This is a genomic window from Polynucleobacter sp. UK-Kesae-W10 (genome assembly GCF_018881575.1).
Taxonomy (GTDB): Bacteria; Pseudomonadota; Gammaproteobacteria; order Burkholderiales; family Burkholderiaceae; genus Polynucleobacter.
On the sequence record NZ_JACVQB010000001.1, the window covers coordinates 294,031 to 313,462 of the forward strand.

31 protein-coding genes are annotated in these 19,432 nt (G+C 46.6%); 23 read left to right on the plus strand and 8 right to left on the minus strand.

Annotated elements, in window-relative coordinates:
- Window positions 1-5: 5 nt before the first annotated feature.
- The 21 genes from rplN (at window position 6) to ICN24_RS01700 (ending at window position 11,405) form a co-directional block, all read left to right on the plus strand.
- Window positions 6-374: a 50S ribosomal protein L14 gene (gene rplN / locus ICN24_RS01600; protein WP_011901910.1), complete on the plus strand. Its 369-nt coding sequence runs from the start codon at window positions 6-8 to the stop codon at window positions 372-374.
- Between the two features lie 9 nt (window positions 375-383).
- The gene (gene rplX, locus ICN24_RS01605; protein ID WP_216220901.1) at window positions 384-692 is read left to right on the plus strand and encodes a 50S ribosomal protein L24; all 309 of its coding nucleotides are present in this window, start codon (window positions 384-386) and stop codon (window positions 690-692) included.
- A 16-nt stretch (window positions 693-708) separates the two neighbouring features.
- On the plus strand, window positions 709-1,251 hold the full coding sequence (gene rplE / locus ICN24_RS01610) for a 50S ribosomal protein L5 (protein WP_015420243.1): 543 nt from the start codon (window positions 709-711) through the stop codon (window positions 1,249-1,251).
- Window positions 1,252-1,260: 9 nt separating this feature from the next.
- A complete protein-coding gene (gene rpsN / locus ICN24_RS01615) occupies window positions 1,261-1,566 on the plus strand; it encodes a 30S ribosomal protein S14 (protein ID WP_071464445.1) in 306 nt (101 codons plus the stop codon).
- Window positions 1,567-1,590: 24 nt separating this feature from the next.
- Complete coding sequence (rpsH, locus tag ICN24_RS01620; RefSeq protein WP_068947700.1) at window positions 1,591-1,986, plus strand: 30S ribosomal protein S8; 396 nt, start codon at window positions 1,591-1,593, stop codon at window positions 1,984-1,986.
- Between the two features lie 10 nt (window positions 1,987-1,996).
- Complete coding sequence (gene rplF, locus ICN24_RS01625) at window positions 1,997-2,530, plus strand: 50S ribosomal protein L6 (RefSeq protein WP_216220903.1); 534 nt, start codon at window positions 1,997-1,999, stop codon at window positions 2,528-2,530.
- 13 nt (window positions 2,531-2,543) lie between these two features.
- Window positions 2,544-2,897: a 50S ribosomal protein L18 gene (gene rplR, locus ICN24_RS01630; protein ID WP_215316684.1), complete on the plus strand. Its 354-nt coding sequence runs from the start codon at window positions 2,544-2,546 to the stop codon at window positions 2,895-2,897.
- A gap of 18 nt (window positions 2,898-2,915) precedes the next feature.
- Window positions 2,916-3,434, plus strand: a complete 519-nt coding sequence (gene rpsE / locus ICN24_RS01635) for a 30S ribosomal protein S5 (protein WP_068947703.1) — start codon at window positions 2,916-2,918, stop codon at window positions 3,432-3,434.
- 24 nt (window positions 3,435-3,458) lie between these two features.
- A complete protein-coding gene (gene rpmD / locus ICN24_RS01640; RefSeq protein ID WP_015420249.1) occupies window positions 3,459-3,647 on the plus strand; it encodes a 50S ribosomal protein L30 in 189 nt (62 codons plus the stop codon).
- A gap of 27 nt (window positions 3,648-3,674) precedes the next feature.
- Window positions 3,675-4,115, plus strand: coding sequence for a 50S ribosomal protein L15 (gene rplO, locus ICN24_RS01645; protein WP_068320126.1), 441 nt, complete (start codon window positions 3,675-3,677; stop codon window positions 4,113-4,115).
- A gap of 18 nt (window positions 4,116-4,133) precedes the next feature.
- On the plus strand, window positions 4,134-5,471 hold the full coding sequence (secY, locus tag ICN24_RS01650) for a preprotein translocase subunit SecY (protein WP_216220904.1): 1,338 nt from the start codon (window positions 4,134-4,136) through the stop codon (window positions 5,469-5,471).
- Window positions 5,472-5,475: 4 nt separating this feature from the next.
- Window positions 5,476-5,694, plus strand: a complete 219-nt coding sequence (gene infA, locus ICN24_RS01655; RefSeq protein WP_068320132.1) for a translation initiation factor IF-1 — start codon at window positions 5,476-5,478, stop codon at window positions 5,692-5,694.
- A gap of 34 nt (window positions 5,695-5,728) precedes the next feature.
- Window positions 5,729-5,845 carry a 50S ribosomal protein L36 gene (gene rpmJ / locus ICN24_RS01660; protein WP_012357167.1) on the plus strand — a complete coding sequence of 39 codons (117 nt, stop codon included), beginning with the start codon at window positions 5,729-5,731 and terminating at the stop codon, window positions 5,843-5,845.
- Between the two features lie 24 nt (window positions 5,846-5,869).
- Window positions 5,870-6,235, plus strand: coding sequence for a 30S ribosomal protein S13 (rpsM, locus tag ICN24_RS01665; protein WP_068947707.1), 366 nt, complete (start codon window positions 5,870-5,872; stop codon window positions 6,233-6,235).
- A gap of 18 nt (window positions 6,236-6,253) precedes the next feature.
- The gene (gene rpsK, locus ICN24_RS01670; RefSeq protein WP_015420254.1) at window positions 6,254-6,661 is read left to right on the plus strand and encodes a 30S ribosomal protein S11; all 408 of its coding nucleotides are present in this window, start codon (window positions 6,254-6,256) and stop codon (window positions 6,659-6,661) included.
- 115 nt (window positions 6,662-6,776) lie between these two features.
- Entirely contained in the window at window positions 6,777-7,400 is a 624-nt protein-coding gene (gene rpsD, locus ICN24_RS01675; protein ID WP_216220906.1) for a 30S ribosomal protein S4, read from the plus strand.
- 23 nt (window positions 7,401-7,423) lie between these two features.
- Window positions 7,424-8,404, plus strand: coding sequence for a DNA-directed RNA polymerase subunit alpha (gene rpoA / locus ICN24_RS01680; RefSeq protein ID WP_071464451.1), 981 nt, complete (start codon window positions 7,424-7,426; stop codon window positions 8,402-8,404).
- 16 nt (window positions 8,405-8,420) lie between these two features.
- Complete coding sequence (rplQ, locus tag ICN24_RS01685) at window positions 8,421-8,816, plus strand: 50S ribosomal protein L17 (RefSeq protein ID WP_068947710.1); 396 nt, start codon at window positions 8,421-8,423, stop codon at window positions 8,814-8,816.
- A 69-nt stretch (window positions 8,817-8,885) separates the two neighbouring features.
- Entirely contained in the window at window positions 8,886-9,236 is a 351-nt protein-coding gene (gene cutA / locus ICN24_RS01690) for a divalent-cation tolerance protein CutA (protein ID WP_216220907.1), read from the plus strand.
- Window positions 9,233-10,906: a protein-disulfide reductase DsbD gene (gene dsbD, locus ICN24_RS01695; protein ID WP_216220909.1), complete on the plus strand. Its 1,674-nt coding sequence runs from the start codon at window positions 9,233-9,235 to the stop codon at window positions 10,904-10,906. The genes cutA and dsbD overlap by 4 nt, the downstream gene beginning before the upstream one ends.
- Window positions 10,907-10,910: 4 nt before the next feature.
- Window positions 10,911-11,405 (plus strand): MOSC domain-containing protein, encoded by a 495-nt coding sequence (locus ICN24_RS01700; RefSeq protein WP_216220911.1) that lies wholly within the window; start codon window positions 10,911-10,913, stop codon window positions 11,403-11,405.
- On the opposite strand, the gene hemB is transcribed toward ICN24_RS01700, so the two are convergent.
- Window positions 11,394-12,419 (minus strand): porphobilinogen synthase, encoded by a 1,026-nt coding sequence (gene hemB, locus ICN24_RS01705; protein ID WP_216220912.1) that lies wholly within the window; start codon window positions 12,417-12,419, stop codon window positions 11,394-11,396. The genes ICN24_RS01700 and hemB overlap by 12 nt on opposite strands.
- Window positions 12,397-13,062, minus strand: a complete 666-nt coding sequence (gene yihA / locus ICN24_RS01710; protein ID WP_216220914.1) for a ribosome biogenesis GTP-binding protein YihA/YsxC — start codon at window positions 13,060-13,062, stop codon at window positions 12,397-12,399. The genes hemB and yihA overlap by 23 nt, the downstream gene beginning before the upstream one ends.
- A 115-nt stretch (window positions 13,063-13,177) precedes the next feature.
- Between yihA and ICN24_RS01715 the strand changes: the two genes are divergently transcribed.
- On the plus strand, window positions 13,178-13,903 hold the full coding sequence (locus ICN24_RS01715) for a cytochrome c (RefSeq protein WP_216220916.1): 726 nt from the start codon (window positions 13,178-13,180) through the stop codon (window positions 13,901-13,903).
- A 94-nt stretch (window positions 13,904-13,997) separates the two neighbouring features.
- On the opposite strand, the gene lysA is transcribed toward ICN24_RS01715, so the two are convergent.
- Both lysA and ICN24_RS10405 read right to left on the minus strand, forming a co-directional pair.
- Window positions 13,998-15,296 (minus strand): diaminopimelate decarboxylase, encoded by a 1,299-nt coding sequence (gene lysA / locus ICN24_RS01720; RefSeq protein ID WP_216220918.1) that lies wholly within the window; start codon window positions 15,294-15,296, stop codon window positions 13,998-14,000.
- Window positions 15,296-15,487, minus strand: coding sequence for a lipoprotein (locus tag ICN24_RS10405; RefSeq protein ID WP_216220919.1), 192 nt, complete (start codon window positions 15,485-15,487; stop codon window positions 15,296-15,298). Before ICN24_RS10405 ends, lysA begins: the two co-directional genes overlap by 1 nt.
- Before the next feature lie 17 nt (window positions 15,488-15,504).
- Between ICN24_RS10405 and cyaY the strand changes: the two genes are divergently transcribed.
- The gene (gene cyaY / locus ICN24_RS01730; RefSeq protein WP_255532525.1) at window positions 15,505-15,918 is read left to right on the plus strand and encodes an iron donor protein CyaY; all 414 of its coding nucleotides are present in this window, start codon (window positions 15,505-15,507) and stop codon (window positions 15,916-15,918) included.
- 14 nt (window positions 15,919-15,932) lie between these two features.
- Here cyaY and aroB read toward each other — a convergent pair whose 3' ends face one another.
- From aroB to ICN24_RS01750, 4 genes are read right to left on the minus strand one after another with little or no spacing between them, the layout of a single operon-like run.
- On the minus strand, window positions 15,933-17,015 hold the full coding sequence (gene aroB / locus ICN24_RS01735) for a 3-dehydroquinate synthase (RefSeq protein ID WP_216220921.1): 1,083 nt from the start codon (window positions 17,013-17,015) through the stop codon (window positions 15,933-15,935).
- A gap of 16 nt (window positions 17,016-17,031) precedes the next feature.
- A complete protein-coding gene (locus ICN24_RS01740) occupies window positions 17,032-17,556 on the minus strand; it encodes a shikimate kinase (RefSeq protein WP_370623088.1) in 525 nt (174 codons plus the stop codon).
- Window positions 17,557-17,568: 12 nt separating this feature from the next.
- Entirely contained in the window at window positions 17,569-18,669 is a 1,101-nt protein-coding gene (locus tag ICN24_RS01745) for a secretin and TonB N-terminal domain-containing protein (RefSeq protein WP_216220923.1), read from the minus strand.
- Window positions 18,666-19,346, minus strand: coding sequence for a hypothetical protein (locus ICN24_RS01750; protein WP_216220924.1), 681 nt, complete (start codon window positions 19,344-19,346; stop codon window positions 18,666-18,668). The genes ICN24_RS01745 and ICN24_RS01750 overlap by 4 nt, the downstream gene beginning before the upstream one ends.
- Window positions 19,347-19,432: the final 86 nt, after the last annotated feature.

Consider the following 19,432-nt stretch of genomic DNA (forward strand, 5'->3'; position numbering starts at 1 on the left):
TAGAAATGATACAAACCGAAAGTAGATTGCAGGTCGCCGATAACACAGGCGCCAGTGAAGTTTTGTGCATCAAGGTATTGGGCGGCTCTAAGCGTCGTTACGCCAGTATCGGTGATGTCATCAAAGTCAGCGTTAAGTCAGCTGCTCCACGTGGCCGTGTAAAAAAAGGTGATATTTATAACGCTGTTGTAGTCAGAACAGCTAAGGGTGTTCGCCGTCCAGACGGTTCATTGATTAAGTTCGATGCAAACGCTGCGGTATTGCTCAACGCTAAGTTAGAGCCAATTGGCACACGTATCTTTGGACCAGTAACACGCGAATTGCGTACTGAAAAGTTCATGAAGATCGTTTCTCTTGCCCCCGAAGTAATTTAAGAGGCTGATATGAAAAAGATTCGTAAAGGTGATTCCGTAGTTCTATTGACTGGCCGCGATAAAGGCAAGCAAGGAACTGTAACGGCCGTTCTCGATAACAAATTGCTTATCGAAGGCGTAAATATTTATAAAAAGAGCGTTAAACCCAATCCAGCTGCTGGCGTTACTGGCGGCATGATTGATAAGACGATGCCTGTTCACATTTCTAATGTGGCTGTGGTTGACGGTAACGGCAAACCATCACGTGTTGGTATCAAACTCGTGGACGGTAAAAAGCAACGTTTCCTCAAAACCACTGGCGCGACATTGAGCGCATAAGGGGCACGGAGAAATTATGAGCACACGTTTTCAAGAACACTATCAAGCTAAAGTTGTTGCTGATTTGATCGCCAAATTTGGCTACAAGTCAGTAATGGAAGTTCCACGTATCACCAAAGTTACCCTGAACATGGGCTTGGGCGATGCGGTGAACGACAAGAAAATTATCGAAAATGCAGTTGGCGATTTGACTAAAGTTGCAGGCCAAAAGCCAGTAGTAACTAAAGCCAAGAAAGCGATTGCAGGTTTCAAAATTCGTCAAGGTTACCCAATCGGTGCCATGGTGACATTGCGTGGTCAACGCATGTACGAATTCTTGGATCGTTTCGTTACTGTTGCATTGCCACGCGTACGTGACTTCCGCGGTATCTCCGGGAAAGCATTTGACGGCCGTGGTAACTACAACATTGGCGTTAAAGAACAGATCATTTTCCCTGAAATCGAATACGACAAAATTGATGCCCTCCGTGGTCTCAACATCAGTATTACGACGACTGCTAAAACCGACGAAGAAGCAAAAGCTTTGTTGGCAGCATTCAAATTCCCTTTCCGCAATTAAGAGGCTAACGTGGCAAAACTATCCCTAATTGAGCGCGAGAATAAGCGCGCAAAAACTGTAGAGAAGTACGCTGCCAAGCGTGCTGAACTCAAAGCGATCATTGCTGATCAATCACGCAGCGATGAAGAGCGCTATGAAGCTCGCTTGAAGCTACAGGCACTTCCACGTAACGCAAGCCCGATTCGTCAAAGAAATCGTTGTTCATTAACCGGTCGCCCACGTGGCACATTCCGTAAATTCGGTTTGGCTCGTAGCAAGATTCGTGAAATCGCCTTCCGTGGCGAAATCCCCGGTTTAACCAAGGCCAGCTGGTAAGCGGCGAAAGAATTAGGAGAACTCATGAGTATCAGCGATCCAATCGCCGACATGTTGACCCGGATCCGCAATGCGCAAGCAGTGCAGAAACCACTAGTCACTATGCCGTCGTCAAAAGTAAAAGTAGCCATCGCAAAAGTGTTGCAAGATGAAGGCTATATTGAAAGTTTCGAAATCAAAGGTGAGGCAGCTAAGCCAGTGCTCCACATTGATCTCAAATACTATGCAGGCCGTCCTGTTATCGAGCGTATCGACCGTGTATCTACACCAAGTCTGCGTATCTATAAAGGCCGTCATGACATTCCAGAAGTAATGAATGGCTTGGGCATTGCAATTATTTCAACCCCTCAAGGCGTAATGACAGACCGTAAAGCACGTGCAACAGGCGTGGGCGGCGAAGTTATTTGCTACGTAGCTTAAGGAGCGAAATATGTCCCGCGTAGGTAAATCACCAATTCCAGTTCCTAAGGGCGCTGAGATCAGCATCAACGGTGCAAACATTACTGTTAAAGGTCCATTGGGCACTTTGACACATAACTTGCATCCTTCTGTTGGTTTGAAACAAGAAGATGGCGTATTGACAGTTGTTTTAAACAACGACTCACCAGAAGCTGGTGCTCAGTCAGGTACAGCCCGTGCATTGGTTAACAACATGGTTGTTGGCGTAACTACTGGCTTTGAGCGCAAGCTCAGCTTGGTAGGCGTTGGTTACCGTGCTGCTGCTCAAGGCGAAACATTGAAGTTACAACTAGGTTTCTCACACGACATTATTTACAACCTGCCAAAGGGCGTAAAGGCAGAGACTCCTACTCAAACTGAAATCATCATTAAAGGCTCCAACAAGCAGCAAGTTGGCCAGGTCGCAGCTGAAGTTCGCGCATATCGTTCACCAGAGCCATACAAAGGCAAGGGTGTTCGCTACGTGGATGAGGTTGTGCATCTGAAAGAAACTAAGAAGAAGTAAGCGAGATTAGAAAATGAATAAAGACGAATCCAGACAAAGACGTGCTCGGCAGACTCGTATTCGCATTGCTGAAGCTCAAGCAAATCGCTTAACAGTTATCCGTAGCAACTCACACATTTCTGCACAGGTATACAGCCCATGCGGAACCAAAGTTGTAGCAGCTGCTTCAACAATGGAAAAAGATTTGCGCCAAGCGATCAAAAACGGCGGCAATGCAGATGCTGCTGCACAAATTGGCAAATTAGTTGCTGAGCGTGCAGTGAAAGCAGGTGTTGTTGATGTTGCTTTTGATCGTTCCGGTCATCGTTACCACGGCCGTATTAAGGCCTTAGCTGAAGCTGCGCGTGAAGCCGGCCTGAAGTTCTAATAGGGTTTAGGAAAAAACATGGCAAAAATGCAAACTAAGATGCAAAACGAAGAGCGTGATGATGGTCTTCGCGAGAAGATGATCGCTGTTAATCGTGTAACTAAAGTGGTTAAGGGTGGTCGTATTCTCGGCTTCGCTGCACTCACAGTAGTTGGCGATGGCGATGGCCGCATCGGCATGGGTAAAGGTAAATCCAAAGAAGTTCCAGTTGCTGTTCAAAAAGCAATGGACGAAGCTCGTCGCAAGATGATCAAAGTTTCCTTGCGTAAAGGCACTTTGCAACACACTGTTACTGGTCAGCATGGCGCTTCACGCGTTTTGATCTCACCAGCTAAAGACGGTACTGGAATTATTGCTGGTGGACCAATGCGCGCGATTTTCGACGTGATGGGTGTAACGAACGTTGTTGCTAAGTCCCTCGGTTCTACAAACCCGTACAACTTGGTTCGTGCAACGATTGATGGTTTGAGCAAGATGAGTACTCCTGCTGAAATTGCTGCTAAGCGCGGTAAGTCAGTTGAAGAGATTCTCGGCTAAGACCAAAAGATTAGGAATCTACAAATGACAACATCAAACTCCAAAGTCAAACTGCAATTAGTTCGCAGCTTGATCGGTACACGCGAAAGCCATCGTGCAACTGTACGTGGCTTAGGCCTTGGTCGTATCAATTCTGTTTCTGAATTGGAAGACACACCAGCTGTTCGCGGCATGATTAATAAAGTTTCTTATCTAGTTAAAGTCATTGGCTAATAACTAGCAAGTAAATAGGCGAAGAATATGCAACTCAACACAATTAAACCTGCAGAAGGCTCCAAGAAAAACCGTCGTCGCGTTGGTCGCGGCATTGGTTCTGGACTTGGTAAAACTGCTGGCCGTGGTCACAAAGGTCAAAAGTCCCGTTCTGGTGGATTCCACAAAGTTGGATTCGAAGGCGGTCAGATGCCGATGTATCGTCGTTTACCAAAACGTGGTTTCGTGTCATTGACACGTCGCCATGTTGGTCAAATCACTTTGAATGACTTAGCAAAAATCAACTTGCCAGAAGTGGACTTACTGGTATTGAAGGCTCACGGCTTTGCTGGCGAGCAAATCAATGCAGTGAAGGTTATCAAAACTGGCGAACTCAAGATTGCTGTAACCCTCAAGGGAATCACAGCTACTGCCGGCGCAAAAGCAGCTATTGAAGCAGCTGGCGGCAAATTGGTTGAGTTGGCCTAATAGGTTTATTCGGTAAATATGGCATTAGCACCTACCAATAGCGCAAGCACTGCAACAGCAGGAGGCAAGTTCGGCGATCTTCGTCGTCGCTTGGTATTCCTGGTGTTGGCTTTGCTCGTCTATCGCTTGGGTGCTCACATCCCCGTTCCTGGCATTGATCCAGATCAGTTGGCTCAATTGTTTGCGGGTCAAAAAGATGGCATCTTGGGCATGTTTAACTTGTTCTCAGGTGGCGCGTTGTCTCGCTTTACCGTATTTGCTTTGGGAATCATGCCTTACATTTCTGCATCGATCATCATGCAGTTAATGACCATTGTTGTGCCTTCCCTGGAGTCCTTGAAAAAGGAAGGCCAAGCAGGCCAGCGCAAGATTACGCAATACACACGCTACGGCACAGTGTTCTTGGCTACTTTTCAGGCATTGGGTATTTCTGTTGCACTTCAAGCGCAACCAGGTTTGGTCATTAATCCAGGCTTGATGTTTGAGTTAAACACAGTCGTCACTCTAGTAACTGGCACGATGTTCTTGATGTGGTTGGGCGAGCAAATTACTGAGCGTGGTCTTGGTAACGGCATCTCCATCATTATTTTCGGCGGTATTGTTTCTGGTTTGCCAAATGCCTTGGCGAGCTTGTTAGAGCTGGTACGTACAGGCTCCATGAATATCATCTCTGCGCTCTTGATCGTTGTGATCGTTGTAGCAGTAACTTATTTTGTTGTATTTGTAGAGCGTGGTCAGCGCCGTATTTTGGTGAACTACGCTAAGCGTCAAGTTGGTAACAAGATTTATGGCGGTCAATCTTCATACTTCCCATTGAAGTTGAATATGGCTGGCGTTATCCCTCCAATTTTTGCTTCCTCGATTATTTTGTTCCCCGCAACGATTGCTGGCTGGTTTACATCAGGCGAGTCCACCAATATGTTCACCAGAATCATTAAGGACTTGGCTGCAACTTTGGCTCCAGGTCAGCCTGTGTACACCATTTTGTACGCAGCAGCGATTATTTTCTTCTGCTTCTTTTATACCGCATTGGTATTTAATAGCCGCGAGACTGCTGAGAACTTGAAGAAGAGTGGCGCATTTATTCCCGGTATTCGTCCGGGCGACCAAACGGCACGCTATATCGATAAGATCCTGGTGCGTTTAACTTTGGCTGGTGCAATTTATATGGTTCTGGTTTGCTTGTTGCCAGAATTCTTGGTGTTGAAGTACAACGTACCGTTTTATTTCGGTGGTACTTCATTGTTGATTATTGTTGTTGTTGCAATGGATTTCATGGCTCAAGTTCAGTCATTTGTTATGCAGCAGCAGTACGGCTCTTTGATGAAAAAAGCCAACTTTAAGATGGGCGCTTAACTGAATGTCTAAAGACGATGTAATTCAGATGGCGGGAGAAGTGGTAGAGAATTTGCCAAACGCGATGTTTCGCGTGAAGCTAGAAAACGGACATGTGGTTCTAGGGCACATTTCTGGAAAGATGCGGATGCACTACATCCGAATTTTGCCGGGAGATAAGGTGACTGTGGAGATGACTCCATACGATCTGACGCGCGCCAGAATCATTTTCCGTGCGAAGTAAAGATTAAGTAGTACCTATTTTTAAGAGGTGAGTTATGAAAGTTTTAGCATCCGTTAAGTGTATTTGCAGAAATTGCAAGATCATTAAGCGCAAACGCGTTGTGCGCGTGATCTGTTCTTCAGACGCACGTCATAAGCAGCGTCAAGGCTGATCTGGTTAATTAAGAGGAAATCTCATGGCACGTATCGCTGGGGTAAACATCCCAAATCATCAACATACTGTTATCGGTTTAACAGCAATTTTTGGCATTGGCACAACTCGTGCTCGCAAAATTTGCCAGACCACAGGTGTTGCAATCGACAAAAAAGTTAAAGATCTTACTGACGCTGACTTGGAAAAGTTGCGTGATGAAGTAGGTAAGTTCATCACCGAGGGTGACCTTCGCCGTGAAGTAACTATGAGCATCAAGCGTTTGATGGACTTAGGTTGCTACCGTGGCGTGCGTCATCGTAAGGGCTTGCCTGTACGTGGTCAACGTACTAAGACAAACGCGCGTACCCGTAAGGGCCCACGCAAGTCTGGCATCGCACTGAAGAAATAATCAAGAAAGTTTATTGACATGGCAAAACAACAATCCGCTTCCGCCGCTTCACAGCGCGCTCGTAAGAAGGTTAAAAAGAACGTTGCTGACGGTATTGCACACGTTCACGCTTCTTTTAACAACACCATCATTACGATCACTGATCGTCAAGGAAATGCGCTTTCATGGGCAACTTCTGGCGGCCAGGGCTTCAAAGGCTCACGTAAATCAACACCTTTTGCTGCTCAGGTAGCTGCAGAAGTTGCTGGTAAGACAGCCATTGAATGCGGTATCAAGAACTTGGAAGTTCAGATCAAAGGCCCAGGCCCAGGTCGTGAATCAGCAGTTCGTGCATTGAACTCATTGGGCATCAAGATCACTGAGATTCAAGACGTAACTCCAGTTCCTCACAATGGTTGCCGTCCTCCTAAGCGTCGTCGTATCTAAGCTAGGAAGTTGGCAGTACAAGTTTTAGTAGTTTTTATTAAAGCCCACTGTTCGCCTGATTTAAAGGGCGAACTCACCGCCGGTCGTAAGACTGCGGCAAAGAAAGGAAAGCATCGTGGCACGTTACTTAGGGCCTAAGGCCAAATTAGCACGTCGGGAAGGTACCGACTTATTTTTAAAGAGCGCACGTCGCGCCCTGTCAGACAAGTGCAAGTTAGATACTAAGCCTGGTCAACATGGTCGTACATCTGGCTCAAGAACATCCGATTACGGTAATCAATTGCGTGAAAAGCAAAAGGTTAAGCGTATCTATGGCGTATTAGAGCGTCAATTCCGTCGTTACTTCGCAGAAGCTGAGCGTCGCAAGGGTAATACTGGTGAAACATTGCTCCAGTTGCTTGAGTCACGTTTGGACAACGTGGTGTATCGCATGGGCTTTGGTTCAACTCGCGCTGAAGCACGTCAATTGGTTTCCCATTGCGCAATTTTGCTCAACGGCAATCCAGTAAATATCCCATCTATTCAGGTTAAGCCTGGTGATGTTGTTGCTATTCGTGAAAAAGCGAAGAAGCAAGCGCGTATTACAGAATCACTCAATTTGGTTCAGCAAATGTCTGCAGTTACCTGGGTTTCAGTGGATGCAGCCAAGCTGGAAGGAACATTTAAGCAAGTGCCTGACCGCGAAGATATTAGCGGTGAAATTAATGAAAGTTTGATCGTCGAATTGTATTCACGCTAATTAGGCACTCTCAAGGAAAAAATATGCAAACAAATTTGCTCAAGCCAAAAATTATTTCTGTTGAAGCGCTTACCGCCAACCAAGCTAAGGTTGTTATGGAGCCGTTCGAGCGTGGCTATGGCCACACACTCGGAAACGCATTACGTCGCGTACTCTTGTCCTCGATGGTTGGTTATGCGCCAACTGAAGTAGCAATTGCAGGTGTAGTACATGAGTATTCCACTTTGGATGGCGTGCAAGAGGATGTTGTAAACCTCTTGTTGAACCTCAAAGGTATCGTATTTAAATTGCAGTCTCGTGATGAAGTCACTATTAATTTGCGTAAAGAAGGCCCAGGCGTTGTTACTGCAAAAGATATCGACTTGCCACACGATGTTGAAATCATTAATCCTGATCACGTGATTGCTCACTTGTCTGCTGGTGGCAAGTTGGATATGCAAATCAAGGTTGAAAAAGGCCGTGGCTATGTTCCAGGTAACGTTCGTCAATACAACGATGAAACTACCAAGATCATTGGACGTATCGTATTAGATGCCTCTTTTAGCCCGGTTAGCCGTGTTAGCTATGCAGTTGAGTCTGCTCGTGTTGAGCAACGTACTGACCTCGATCGTCTCGTAATGACCATCGAAACAAACGGTGTGTTGTCTCCTGAAGAAGCAATTCGTCAAGCAGCTAGCATTTTGGTTGATCAATTGGTTGTATTCGCAGCTCTCGAGAGCAGCGAAGTTTCTGGTGATCTTGCACCAAGCCGCTCTTCAATGGTTGATCCAATGTTGATGCGTCCAGTAGATGACCTCGAGCTCACAGTTCGCTCTGCAAACTGCTTGAAGGCTGAGAACATTTACTACATCGGTGACTTGATTCAACGTACAGAGAATGAATTGTTGAAGACGCCTAATTTGGGTCGTAAGTCTTTGAATGAAATCAAAGACGTATTGGCTGCTCGTGGCTTAAGTCTTGGCATGAAACTCGAAAGCTGGCCTCCAGCTAACCTCGAGAAATAATTAGAAAGGAAGCATCATGCGTCACGGAAACGGCTTACGCAAATTAAACAGAACATCTTCACATCGCTTGGCGATGTTGCGCAACATGTCAAATTCTCTTTTGGAGCACGAAGTGATTAAAACCACTTTGCCAAAAGCAAAAGAATTGCGCATGGTTGTTGAGCCTTTGATTACCTTGGGTAAAAAAGACAACTTGGCAAACCGTCGCTTGGCATTTAACCGCACTCGCGATCGCGATATCGTGACCAAACTCTTTACAGAGCTCGGCCCACGCTACGCAACCCGTCCAGGTGGCTACCTTCGTATTTTGAAGTTTGGTTTCCGTCATGGCGATAATGCCCCAATGGCATTGGTTGAGTTGGTTGATCGTCCAGAAGTTGAAGAAACAACAGCTGTAGCTGAAGAGGCTTAAGTCTCCCAGTTGCATTGAAAAGCCAGGCTTCGGTCTGGCTTTTTTCATTGATAGGTTTATAAATACGGTATGCCTCAAATCCCCTCAGCCAATCCCAATCAGCTTTTGGTGGTCGTTACAAGCCTCCCAAATCTAGAGGCAGCCAAGGTATTGGCGCACACCCTACTTGAGGAAAAGATGGCCGCTTGCGTCCAATTGATGGATGGCATTCAATCGGTATATCGCTGGGAGGGTAAGATTTGCGAGGAGCATGAGGTTCTGTTATCTGCGAAAACGCTCGTTAGCAAATGGCTAGAAATTACGAGCTTTATTCAGCAGCAACATCCATATGATCTCCCGGAGATTCTGGCTTTTTCGCCAGAGCAATACTCACGACAATACGGCGAATGGGTGCAAGCTGAGGTAAATTCGAAGCCATGAAATCACACTTTTTTCTGAGCAAAATTTTTGCGCTATTGCTCTTGCTCTCCGCACAAGTGTTTGCTGCTCCGGATTTTTTGCCTCCAGAAAAAGCCTTTCGGGTTGAAGCCACTTGGTTGGAAAGCTCAAATCAAGTAGAGCTGGAATTTTTGCCTGCTAAGGGCTACTACATTTACCAAGAATCACTCAAATTTGATGCGGGTTCACAGTCTGGAAAGCTATATAACATAAGGCCTTCATTGCCTTTGGGAATAGAAAAGTTTGATGAAACTTTCCAGAAAAAACTACAAATTTATAAGCAACCTTTTTTAGTTTTATTAGATATCAAATCTTCTTCGCATCAACCCGTTCACCTGGAGGCCACTCTCCAAGGTTGTGCCGAGGCAGGCATTTGTTATCCACCCATGACCTTGAAGTTTTTGCTCACTGCACCAGGCGTTAAAGTGGCGCCCATACCGGAAGTGTTTGATGGCTCGCAGGCCTTAGAGAACTCTCAAGCGAATGTGAGCTTGACCGATTTATGGCGAGAGCGCGATGACGTCAATGCAATTGGCAGATTTCTAGAGAGCACCTCAACAAGTTATTTATTTTTAGCATTTTTTATCTTGGGCCTAGCCTTAGCTTTTACGCCCTGCGTATTGCCAATGCTGCCCATCCTGTCGAGTGTTATTTTTGGAACTCAGGGCGGCAAGGCAATTTCAAAAGGTCGCGCAAGCGTTCTTGCGCTGGCCTATGTCCTAGGCATGGCAATGGTTTATGCCCTAGCCGGTATCTTGATGGCAGCCCTTGGTGGAAGTGTTCAAAGGGTGTTGCAAAGTCCATTTGCTCTGGCCAGTTTTGCGCTCTTGCTTTTAGCCTTATCAGGCAGTCTATTTGGGCTCTATGACTTGCGCTTGCCCCAAGCCTGGCATCAGCATGTCGATCGTTTGGCAGGCCGCCAAAAGGGCGGTAGCCTCATTGGCGCGCTTGCGTTAGGGGGTATTTCCACCTTGGTTGCCAGCCCCTGTATCACAGCCCCATTAGCGGGTGTTTTAGCCTTTATTGCTCAAACGGGTTCCATGAGCCTTGGAGCGGGTCTATTGTTTGTGATGGCTCTGGGTATGGGCTTGCCGCTGCTGTTTATTGCTGTTGAGGCACGCATTCTGATTCCGTCTACTGGTATTTGGATGGTCTATTTGCAGCGGACCTTGGGTGTTTTATTGGTAGCTACCGCTGCCTGGATTGCATCACCCCTATTGAAATCCAGTGAACCCATGGAGTCTGTAAAAACAATCAATGGCCAAGTCATCCATCAGATTGGTGAGGTGAGTTTTGCAGTTATTCACTCTCCAGCAGAGTTAGATGCGCAGTTAGCTAAAGCTCAGGAAGAGCGAAAATTCGTGCTCCTAGATTTCTACGCTGACTGGTGTATTAGCTGCAAAGAAATGGAAGTAAATACCTTTGCAAATGCAGAAGTGAGCAAGGAGTTAAAGCAGTTTGCTCTATTGCAGGCTGATGTCACTGCGAACAGTCCTGCTAACCAAGCTCTCTTAAAACGTTTTGGTTTATTTGGCCCCCCAGGCATTTTGATCTTTAATCAACATTCTGAAGAACAACAAGATCAGCGGGTTATTGGCTATATGCCGCCTCAGCGCTTCATTGAAAAGCTACAGAAAATAGTTAGCAATTAAAGCAATGGCAAAAATTTCTGGGATTTTTGTTGCTTCGCTCGCAGGCGAAGCAATGCGACATAAAAATGACGTCAAGATTATTCCAGGCGTTGGGATTGAGGGAGATCGTTATGCGCTGGGCCTGGGAGCCTACTCCAAAATATTGCCAGCAAAATCAAGAGACATATCACTAATTACGAGAGATGGTATTGATGTCGCAAATCAGGTATTGAAGCGATTGGGTTTAGACTATTTCTTTGATTTTGAGACTAGAAGAAATATTGTTATTGAGGGCTTAAGCGCGCCAGATTTGAATAGCCTAGTCGGTAAAGAATTCTATTTGGGTAAGCACAAGCTCAGAGGGACTGAGTTATGCGCCCCCTGTGAGCGTCCCTCAAAGTTAACCAAGAAAAAAAGCTTTCTCGAGGCATTCGAAGATAGAGGTGGAATTAGAGCTCAAATCTTAGAGGCAGGCCATATTCAAATTGGCGACCCGCTTAAGGAAGATTTATCTGCTTGATTGAATTAAGCGCGCCGCTTCAAGAGCAAAATAAGTCAGTACGCCATCAGCACCAGCACGTTTAAACGCTAGTAGCGACTCCATCATCACGGCATCGTGATCTAGCCAGCCATTTTGTGCAGCAGCTTTGAGCATGGCGTATTCGCCGCTGACTTGGTAAGCGTAAGTGGGGTAATTAAATTCTTCGCGTACACGGCGCACAATGTCCAAATAGGGCATGCCCGGTTTGACCATCACCATATCGGCACCTTCACTGATATCGAGAGCAACCTCCCGCAAAGCCTCGTTGCCATTGGCACAATCCATTTGATAGGTTTTTTTATCAGCCTTACCAAGATTCTTCGCAGACCCCACTGCATCTCTAAACGGGCCATAAAAAGCAGACGCATATTTAGCGGAGTACGCCATGATGCGTGTATGAATTAAATTCTTTTGCTCAAGTGCTTCGCGAATCTTTCCGATGCGACCATCCATCATGTCTGATGGCGCAACAATGTCTACACCAGCCTCAGCTTGCGCAATCGCTTGCTTCACGAGGATCGCCGTTGTCTCATCATTCAGAATGCGGCCTTGCTCATCAAGCACGCCATCCTGACCATGACTGGTGTACGGATCGAGTGCAACATCGGTCATGATGCCTAAATTCGGAAAGCGTTTTTTTAGTTCGCGAACCGCAGTTGGAATTAATCCGTTTGGATTAAATGCTTCTTTGCCATCGGGGGTTTTTAATGCCGCATTAATCACGGGAAAGAGTGCTAGTACTGGAATGCCCAGATCCACACACTCTTGCGCAACTGGAAATAGTAAATCCAAAGAAACGCGATTCACGCCAGGCATTGAGGCAACTGCCTCAGATTTGCCTTGACCCTCAAGCAGGAAAACGGGATAGATCAAATCATTTGCCGAAACAGTATTTTCTTGCATGAGACGACGTGACCAATCATCACGACGCATGCGACGAGGGCGATGCCCTGGAAAATTGAATAAAGAATTAGTTGGTGATTTCATCTTCATGGGTTTCTGCTTCAAATAGCCATTTAATAATTAAATTATCTGCCTCTTCAAGGCCTATCCGTTTAGTGCTTGAAAATAATTGTGCCGTAAGCTGCTTGGATTCGCCCGTACCATCAGGTAATGCGGGATCGTATTGCTGCAGTTGTTTGCGCACGGCCTCTAAGGCATGCTTGCACTCGCTTTTGTTCAACTTGTCGCATTTGCTCAACAAAATATGGATGGGCTTGCCGGTTGGGACAAACCATTGAATCATTTGCTCGTCTAGGTCAGTGATGCCGCGTCTGGCATCAACAATCAGGACCATGCCTACCAACTGCTCGCGTTCTTGCAAATAGTCGCTTAGAAGGCTATTCCAGTGATATTTGGTCTCATGATTGACTGCGGCATAGCCATAACCGGGTAAGTCCACCAAATAGGCTAAAAGGTCATCTTTGGCAAAAAGGCCAAAATAATTGATATGTTGGGTTCTACCAGGCGTTTTACTGGCAAAAGCGAGCCTTTTTTGATTGCAAAGGACGTTTATAGCGCTCGATTTGCCTGCATTTGAGCGACCGGCAAAGGCCACCTCACGCAGGGGGGTGGCAGGCAGGCAATGGGTGTCATTGACTGTGGTGGCGAATCGGGCTTGAAAGAGTTTAGACATGTCCAGAAGCTATTGTAAAATCACGCAAAATCATGAAATATCTCATGGTGTTGGGTAAAAAGGTTGTAAATGTAGGGCCCAAACACTTTTAGGAATTTTTGCCAAGGTAAACATAATGCGTCAAACCTCCCAAATCTCCAAATCCACTAGCTTGCGTGCTGGTTGTGCTGCCCTGTCCATTTTCGCTCTGATCGGTCTTTCTGGTTTAGTCAGCGCGGCTGATATGCCTGCAGCTGCTCCAGCGGCTGCCGCAAAAGCTGAAGTGCCAGGTAAACCAAAAGTTGATGCAGCAGCTGGTGAAGCCTTGTATTCCAATGGCGATGCTACACGCGGCGTAACCGCCTGTATTACTTGCCACGGCCCGAAAGGCCAAAGCGCTGTGGGCACATGGCCAAAACTTTCTGCACAGCATGCCGCATACACTACTAAGCAATTGAAAAACTTTAAAGAAGGCACTCGTGCGAACGCGGTGATGATGGGTATGGCCGCTACTTTGACTGAGCAAGACATGCAGAATATTGCAGCCTTCTTGGTGAAGCAGCCGGCTTCTCAAGGTGTTGCACAAAACAAAGACACGATTGAATTAGGTCAAAGCATTTACCGTGGTGGCATTGCTGCAAAAGGCGTTCCTGCCTGTGCTGCATGCCATAGCCCAAATGGTGCTGGTATTCCTGCGCAGTATCCTCGTTTAGGTGGTCAGTGGGCTGATTACTCTTATGCACAGCTAGTGGCATTTAGTAATGGCAGCCGTAAGAATGGTCCAATGATGACAACAATTGCTTCAAAACTATCAGATCAAGAAATGAAAGCAGTTGCAGATTACATGGCTGGTTTGCATTAATTCTGCTGCATCCATTAAATAAAAACCCCGCTCATGTAGCGGGGTTTTTATTTGCCTCATTGTTAGCGTAAAAAGTGCCTAAGCATTTTTCAACTTATTTTGGCAAAACAGATTCGCTCGCAAATAAATCAGTGGTGTTCTCGCGTGCACGAATCACATACGCATTTTTTCCATCAACCATAATTTCTGCAGGTTTTGGGCGCGTGTTGTAATTAGACGCCATCACAAAACCATAAGCACCTGCGGAGAGAATGGCGAGTAGGTCACCCTCTTCCACTGCAAGTTGACGATCTCTTCCCAGCCAGTCACCGGATTCGCAAACGGGGCCAACGACGTCGTAGGTCATGCTTTTGGCTTGCTTGGTTTGTGCAGGCACTATGCCGTGATGGGCTTCATATAGTGCAGGACGCATGAGTTCAGTCATTGCGGCATCGACGATGCAGAAGTTCTTCTCAGCGCCAGGCTTGAGGTATTCGACCGTGGTCAGGAGGACGCCGGCATTGCCAACCAAGGATCTCCCAGGCTCTAATACGATGTCGAGGTGTCCAAAACCTCGTTCAGCGACACGGTCCAGAAGGGTGTTGGTGAACTCGGTAATATCAGGTGGTGTCTCATCGCTATAGGAAATTCCGAGACCACCACCAAGATCTAAATGGTGAATAACGATGCCTTCTTTTTTCAATTGCGCCACAAGATCTAATACTTTATCTAGAGCATCCAAATAGGGTGCTGTCGTGGTTATCTGTGAGCCAATATGGCAATCGATACCAACCACATCAATTTGAGGGAGCTGCGAAGCCTCGCGATAGGTTTTTAAAACCTCGTGGTAGGCAATTCCAAATTTATTTCCTTTTAAGCCGGTGGAAATATAAGGATGCGTTTGGGCATCAACATCGGGATTCACGCGCAAAGAAATGGGTGCGCGTAATTTCAACTCGTTAGCAACTCGATTGATCTGGTGGAGTTCAGCAATAGACTCTACATTGATGCATTTCACGCCCGCTCGCAGTGCGGCTGCAATTTCAGCGGCAGATTTTCCAACGCCTGCAAATACTAGGCTTTGAGGATCTGCGCCAATAGCGAGGGCGCGGGCCAACTCGCCACCGCTCACTAGATCAAACCCCGCGCCGAGTTTTTTGAAGCAATCAATGACCGCTAAATTGCTATTGGCTTTCATGGCGTAATGCACTCGCGCCCGACGTTTGCCGCTAGGGGAAGTGCAAGCTTTGTCATAGGCTTGATAGGCTTGGGTTAATGCTTTTTTGCTATACACGTAGAGTGGTGTACCAAACTCTTTCGCTAAATCTGTCAAAGCGATCTCTTCGGCATACCAATTGCCGTTACGTTCACTAAAGCCAGCTAATTGTGGGAGTGGAATCGATTTGCTTGTCATTACTTGGCCGATGAAGAAGTGTTGGTACTCGCGGGTGCTACAGGTGGGTAAAGCTTGCCTTTAGGCTCTGGCTCAGATGGCGCTGGAGGGACAGGTGGCACATTTGGCATATACAGAGGACCTCTAATCCCGCATCCAACAAGGGATATTAAAAGGCTAATGCTGAAGGCTCTATGAAGAATCGCTATCATGAATGTCTCTAAAACGAATGATTGAATATAGCATGCAGGGCTCTGATATGAATCCAAATAATTCAGGCATTGAAACGATTGATGACAAGCAGTTTTTCCAGCTTGGCAGCAATGTATTGCACTCGATTGAGGTGGCGCTGGAGGCTGCCGACGATGAGCTAGATCTGGATCTGGACGTAGAACGTCAGGGTGGTAATGTGATCAATATCCGCTTTCGGGATAAAAGCGTCATTGTGGTCAATACTCAGCCTCCCTTACATGAGATTTGGGTGGCGGCAAAGTCGGGTGGATATCACTATCGCTGGGCCGGTACTGTGGCCCAACCGCTTTGGCTTGATACTAAAACGGGTAAGGAGCTTTTGAGCGATCTTTCAGAATTTGCCAGCGCTCAGGCTGGGCAGCCTGTCAAAATTGAGCTAATGAAAGCTTAAGACTAAAGATGGGTTTAAGCTGCACCCGTCGCCGCTAAGGTTTCGATAACCTGCACATCAGCTACGCTCTGAATTTTGGCCTGACCAATTTTTTCTAAAACGACGTAGCGAATTTGACCGCCCTCAGTTTTTTTATCCACTTGCATGAGTTCCATATAGCGCTGTGCGCCAAATTTCGGCGGAACGGTTGGTAAGCGCATAGACTCAATAATCTTACTAAGACGCTGGGCGTCGGCTTTGCTGATGTAATTTAATCGGCAAGATAAATCTGCGCCTAACACCATGCCACATCCAACGGCCTCACCATGGAGCCATTCTCCGTAACCCATACCTGCCTCAATGGCATGGCCAAAGGTATGTCCAAAGTTGAGGGTTGCACGAATGCCACCTTCTTTTTCATCGGCGGAAACCACAGCAGATTTAATCTCACACGAGCGCAATACCGCATGTCCCATTGCTTCTGTATCGCAAGCTAATAAAGCACTTGCGTTTGCCTCAATCCAATCTAAAAAAGGTGCGTCTGCAATAGCGCCGTGCTTCACTACTTCCGCTAGTCCAGCAGATAACTCACGCTGAGGTAGAGTTTTTAAAGTGTTGAGATCGGCAATCACAGCAACGGGCTGATGAAAAGCGCCAATCATATTTTTCCCTAATGGATGATTGATGCCTGTTTTGCCACCAACCGAAGAGTCAACTTGCGCTAATAGTGTGGTGGGCACTTGAATAAAGCGGATGCCACGCATAAAGCTTGCAGCTGCAAATCCAGTCATGTCCCCAATCACGCCGCCACCAAGGGCGACCAACATGGTTTGGCGATCAGCCCCAAACTTTAATAAGTCATCAAAGATCAGCTGTAGATTTTTCCAATCCTTGTAGGACTCACCATCTGGCAAGACAATGGTTCTCACGGGTTTGCCAAACTGTTCGAGAGTGTTGGTTAGTCGCTGTGCATACAAAGGGGCCACAGTGGTATTGGTCACGATATAAATCGAGGTTGATTTTTCGCAAGCCTGAAATAGCTCGGATTGGTCAATTAAGTCAGTGCCAATATAGATGGGGTAGCTGCGATTACCAAGATCAACTTCAAGTGTTTTCATCGTAAGGCCAATATATTTAAGCGGATAGTTCAAGCTGCATGATTAAAGTATTGACCAACTGATTCACGCTGGGCTTGCCAGTTTCAATCACATGGTCAGCAATTTCGCGATACAGCGGATCGCGAATGGCATACAAATTTTCTAAGATCTTTTTAGCATCGCCATTGCGCAGTAAGGGACGACCTTCGCCACCTTTGGTGCGATGCCAGAGCTCAGTGGGGTTTGCATGAAGATAAATAACTGTGCCTTGAGAACTTAATGCTTGGCGATTTTCGGGTAAGAGTACTGCGCCACCCCCGGTGGCTAAAACGATATTTTGCTCACTAGTGACTTCTCGAATAGCCTGGGCTTCACGCTTGCGAAATCCTTCTTCGCCTTCCATCTCAAAAATGACGGGAATTTTGACGCCGCAACGTTCTTCAATGACATGGTCGGCGTCGAGAAAACGACGCCCCAATTTTTTTGCAAGCACTTTACCGACGGTCGACTTTCCGGCACCCATGAGGCCGATTAGAAAGATATTGTTTGTCGAAGAGTTCACCCTTCGATTTTATTAGGGTTTATCGAGTACGGTAGGGGTTAAGAAGACTAAGAGTTCAGTTTTATCCTTTAACCGCGATTTATGGCGAAATAAGTACCCAATTAGGGGGATGTCGCCCAATAAAGGCACTTTGACTTCATCCTCTCTTTCGGTGGTTTGGAAGATTCCCCCAATAATGGCTGTGCCGCCGTTTTCTACAGTGACTTCAGAGCTCAGGCTTTTGGTGTCAATAGCATAGCCTTGCTCGGTTTTCATGCCAATAGTGTCTTTATTGATGCCCACGAGCATGGATACTTTTCCGTCGGGGTGAATCTTGGGTAAGACCTCTAGGCGCAGATTGGCTTTTCGAAACTGTAATTTGCTGCCACTTTGCGAGGTGGTTTGATAAGGCAGCTCAGTACCTTGCTCAATCGTTGCCTTCACTTGGTCGCCTGTCATGATGCGCGGATTTGAAAGAATCTTGCCTTGCCCCTCTGATTCGAGCGCAGAAAGTTCTATTTGCAGTAATCGATTGGCACTTTTGGAAACCAGGGTGGCAGCAACTGTGGCTGGATTAAAGCCGCTTAAGCCTGATCCCGCCAAGTCTTGGTTGCTGACCATTTTTTTGCCCGGATTGTCACCCAAGCTTTGCGCTTGGTAGTTTAGTTTGGCGCCTAGCTCTCGAGCGAATCGCTCATCCGCTTCCACAATGCGGGCCTCAATCAGAATTTGTCTAGGGCTATTGACGTGGTCACCACCGAATGGAAGGGCGGCATCTTCGCGACGATATTTTTGAAATGTTTGAATTTCTTGGTGTGGCCCAATCCAAAAAATGTCGCCGTTTCTAATGAGACGTAAACCTCTGCTAGCCAAGATCGAGTGCAGGGCGGTTTGCCATGGCGTGTTCTGAAGATCAACAGTCATTGTTCCTTTGATGGATTCGCTCAATAAAAAATTGACTCCTCCTAATTTGCCCAGAATCGTCAACAGTTCGCTGATTTCGATATCGGTAAATTGGAGGCTGATGCGAGTATCTGATGAGGTGGTTTGATGGTGTGAGCTATTGGCGGGAGCAGCGATGCAAATCGCCAATAGGAGACACCAGAAGATTGCAGTTTTAGATATAGCGCTCATTCAATATTGGAAGTTTTGAGGGTGACAGTTTTGCCTTGAGCATTAGTAAAGAGGGCAGCGTTTTTATCGAGACTGCTAAGCCGCCAATCACCCAGTACGATGGCGCCTTTCTCAAAGGACAGACTTCTTTTGCCGGCCCGAAAAAAGGCCTGCTGTATTCCACCCATTTGGGTGCTCCCGATATAGCGCCAGTTCAGCAATTCAGATTCAAAAGGAGTCATCTGTGGTTTTGGGGTGACCGTTTTAGGCCTATTTTTACCTAATAAGTGAATACTTACTTCTATTGAATCTATTGATTCGTATAAGTCTGCTTCAATATCAAGTACCTCATCCTGAAGCGCGGTCAAATCTTGAGTCAGTCTTTTGACCTGCTGTTGTAGGGCATCTTGTTCGGATGTTTGTTGAGCTTGATCCGGCTGATAAGCGGTAAAAAAGGCATACCCCAAACCTAGTGCCACGATTCCCAAACCCGCGAGCGGGAGCAATTTTTGGGGGAAAACCCAGTCAGGCCATTGACCCAAACTACCCTCAGTTTTGGGAGGGGCTGGCTGGGCGGGAGGACGCCTTGGGGGTGATGATGGTTTACGAATTCCATGAGGATCAGGAATCGCAGGGTCATCGCCAAGCTCACTCAATATTTCATCAAAAGACTGCGGGGAGATTTGGCGAGATGGCATGCGCCCATTCTGAGAATAATGAGGTCATAAATCCATCGGCCCCTCTTGAATTGATTGTGAGAAAAGGGCGTTAGCAAACTGAAAAT

What these genes read in the sequence shown, in the direction of transcription:
- rplN (WP_011901910.1), top strand. Translation starts at nt 6, where the DNA reads ATGATACAAACCGAAAGTAGATTGCAGGTCGCCGATAACACAGGCGCC.
- rplX (WP_216220901.1), top strand. Translation starts at nt 384, where the DNA reads ATGAAAAAGATTCGTAAAGGTGATTCCGTAGTTCTATTGACTGGCCGC.
- rplE (WP_015420243.1), top strand. Translation starts at nt 709, where the DNA reads ATGAGCACACGTTTTCAAGAACACTATCAAGCTAAAGTTGTTGCTGAT.
- rpsH (WP_068947700.1), top strand. Translation starts at nt 1,591, where the DNA reads ATGAGTATCAGCGATCCAATCGCCGACATGTTGACCCGGATCCGCAAT.
- rplF (WP_216220903.1), top strand. Translation starts at nt 1,997, where the DNA reads ATGTCCCGCGTAGGTAAATCACCAATTCCAGTTCCTAAGGGCGCTGAG.
- rplR (WP_215316684.1), top strand. Translation starts at nt 2,544, where the DNA reads ATGAATAAAGACGAATCCAGACAAAGACGTGCTCGGCAGACTCGTATT.
- rpsE (WP_068947703.1), top strand. Translation starts at nt 2,916, where the DNA reads ATGGCAAAAATGCAAACTAAGATGCAAAACGAAGAGCGTGATGATGGT.
- rpmD (WP_015420249.1), top strand. Translation starts at nt 3,459, where the DNA reads ATGACAACATCAAACTCCAAAGTCAAACTGCAATTAGTTCGCAGCTTG.
- rplO (WP_068320126.1), top strand. Translation starts at nt 3,675, where the DNA reads ATGCAACTCAACACAATTAAACCTGCAGAAGGCTCCAAGAAAAACCGT.
- secY (WP_216220904.1), top strand. Translation starts at nt 4,134, where the DNA reads ATGGCATTAGCACCTACCAATAGCGCAAGCACTGCAACAGCAGGAGGC.
- infA (WP_068320132.1), top strand. Translation starts at nt 5,476, where the DNA reads ATGTCTAAAGACGATGTAATTCAGATGGCGGGAGAAGTGGTAGAGAAT.
- rpmJ (WP_012357167.1), top strand. Translation starts at nt 5,729, where the DNA reads ATGAAAGTTTTAGCATCCGTTAAGTGTATTTGCAGAAATTGCAAGATC.
- rpsM (WP_068947707.1), top strand. Translation starts at nt 5,870, where the DNA reads ATGGCACGTATCGCTGGGGTAAACATCCCAAATCATCAACATACTGTT.
- rpsK (WP_015420254.1), top strand. Translation starts at nt 6,254, where the DNA reads ATGGCAAAACAACAATCCGCTTCCGCCGCTTCACAGCGCGCTCGTAAG.
- rpoA (WP_071464451.1), top strand. Translation starts at nt 7,424, where the DNA reads ATGCAAACAAATTTGCTCAAGCCAAAAATTATTTCTGTTGAAGCGCTT.
- rplQ (WP_068947710.1), top strand. Translation starts at nt 8,421, where the DNA reads ATGCGTCACGGAAACGGCTTACGCAAATTAAACAGAACATCTTCACAT.
- cutA (WP_216220907.1), top strand. Translation starts at nt 8,886, where the DNA reads ATGCCTCAAATCCCCTCAGCCAATCCCAATCAGCTTTTGGTGGTCGTT.
- dsbD (WP_216220909.1), top strand. Translation starts at nt 9,233, where the DNA reads ATGAAATCACACTTTTTTCTGAGCAAAATTTTTGCGCTATTGCTCTTG.
- ICN24_RS01700 (WP_216220911.1), top strand. Translation starts at nt 10,911, where the DNA reads ATGGCAAAAATTTCTGGGATTTTTGTTGCTTCGCTCGCAGGCGAAGCA.
- hemB (WP_216220912.1), bottom strand. Translation starts at nt 12,419, where the DNA reads ATGAAGATGAAATCACCAACTAATTCTTTATTCAATTTTCCAGGGCAT.
- yihA (WP_216220914.1), bottom strand. Translation starts at nt 13,062, where the DNA reads ATGTCTAAACTCTTTCAAGCCCGATTCGCCACCACAGTCAATGACACC.
- ICN24_RS01715 (WP_216220916.1), top strand. Translation starts at nt 13,178, where the DNA reads ATGCGTCAAACCTCCCAAATCTCCAAATCCACTAGCTTGCGTGCTGGT.
- lysA (WP_216220918.1), bottom strand. Translation starts at nt 15,296, where the DNA reads ATGACAAGCAAATCGATTCCACTCCCACAATTAGCTGGCTTTAGTGAA.
- ICN24_RS10405 (WP_216220919.1), bottom strand. Translation starts at nt 15,487, where the DNA reads ATGATAGCGATTCTTCATAGAGCCTTCAGCATTAGCCTTTTAATATCC.
- cyaY (WP_255532525.1), top strand. Translation starts at nt 15,505, where the DNA reads ATGATTGAATATAGCATGCAGGGCTCTGATATGAATCCAAATAATTCA.
- aroB (WP_216220921.1), bottom strand. Translation starts at nt 17,015, where the DNA reads ATGAAAACACTTGAAGTTGATCTTGGTAATCGCAGCTACCCCATCTAT.
- ICN24_RS01745 (WP_216220923.1), bottom strand. Translation starts at nt 18,669, where the DNA reads ATGAGCGCTATATCTAAAACTGCAATCTTCTGGTGTCTCCTATTGGCG.
- ICN24_RS01750 (WP_216220924.1), bottom strand. Translation starts at nt 19,346, where the DNA reads ATGCCATCTCGCCAAATCTCCCCGCAGTCTTTTGATGAAATATTGAGT.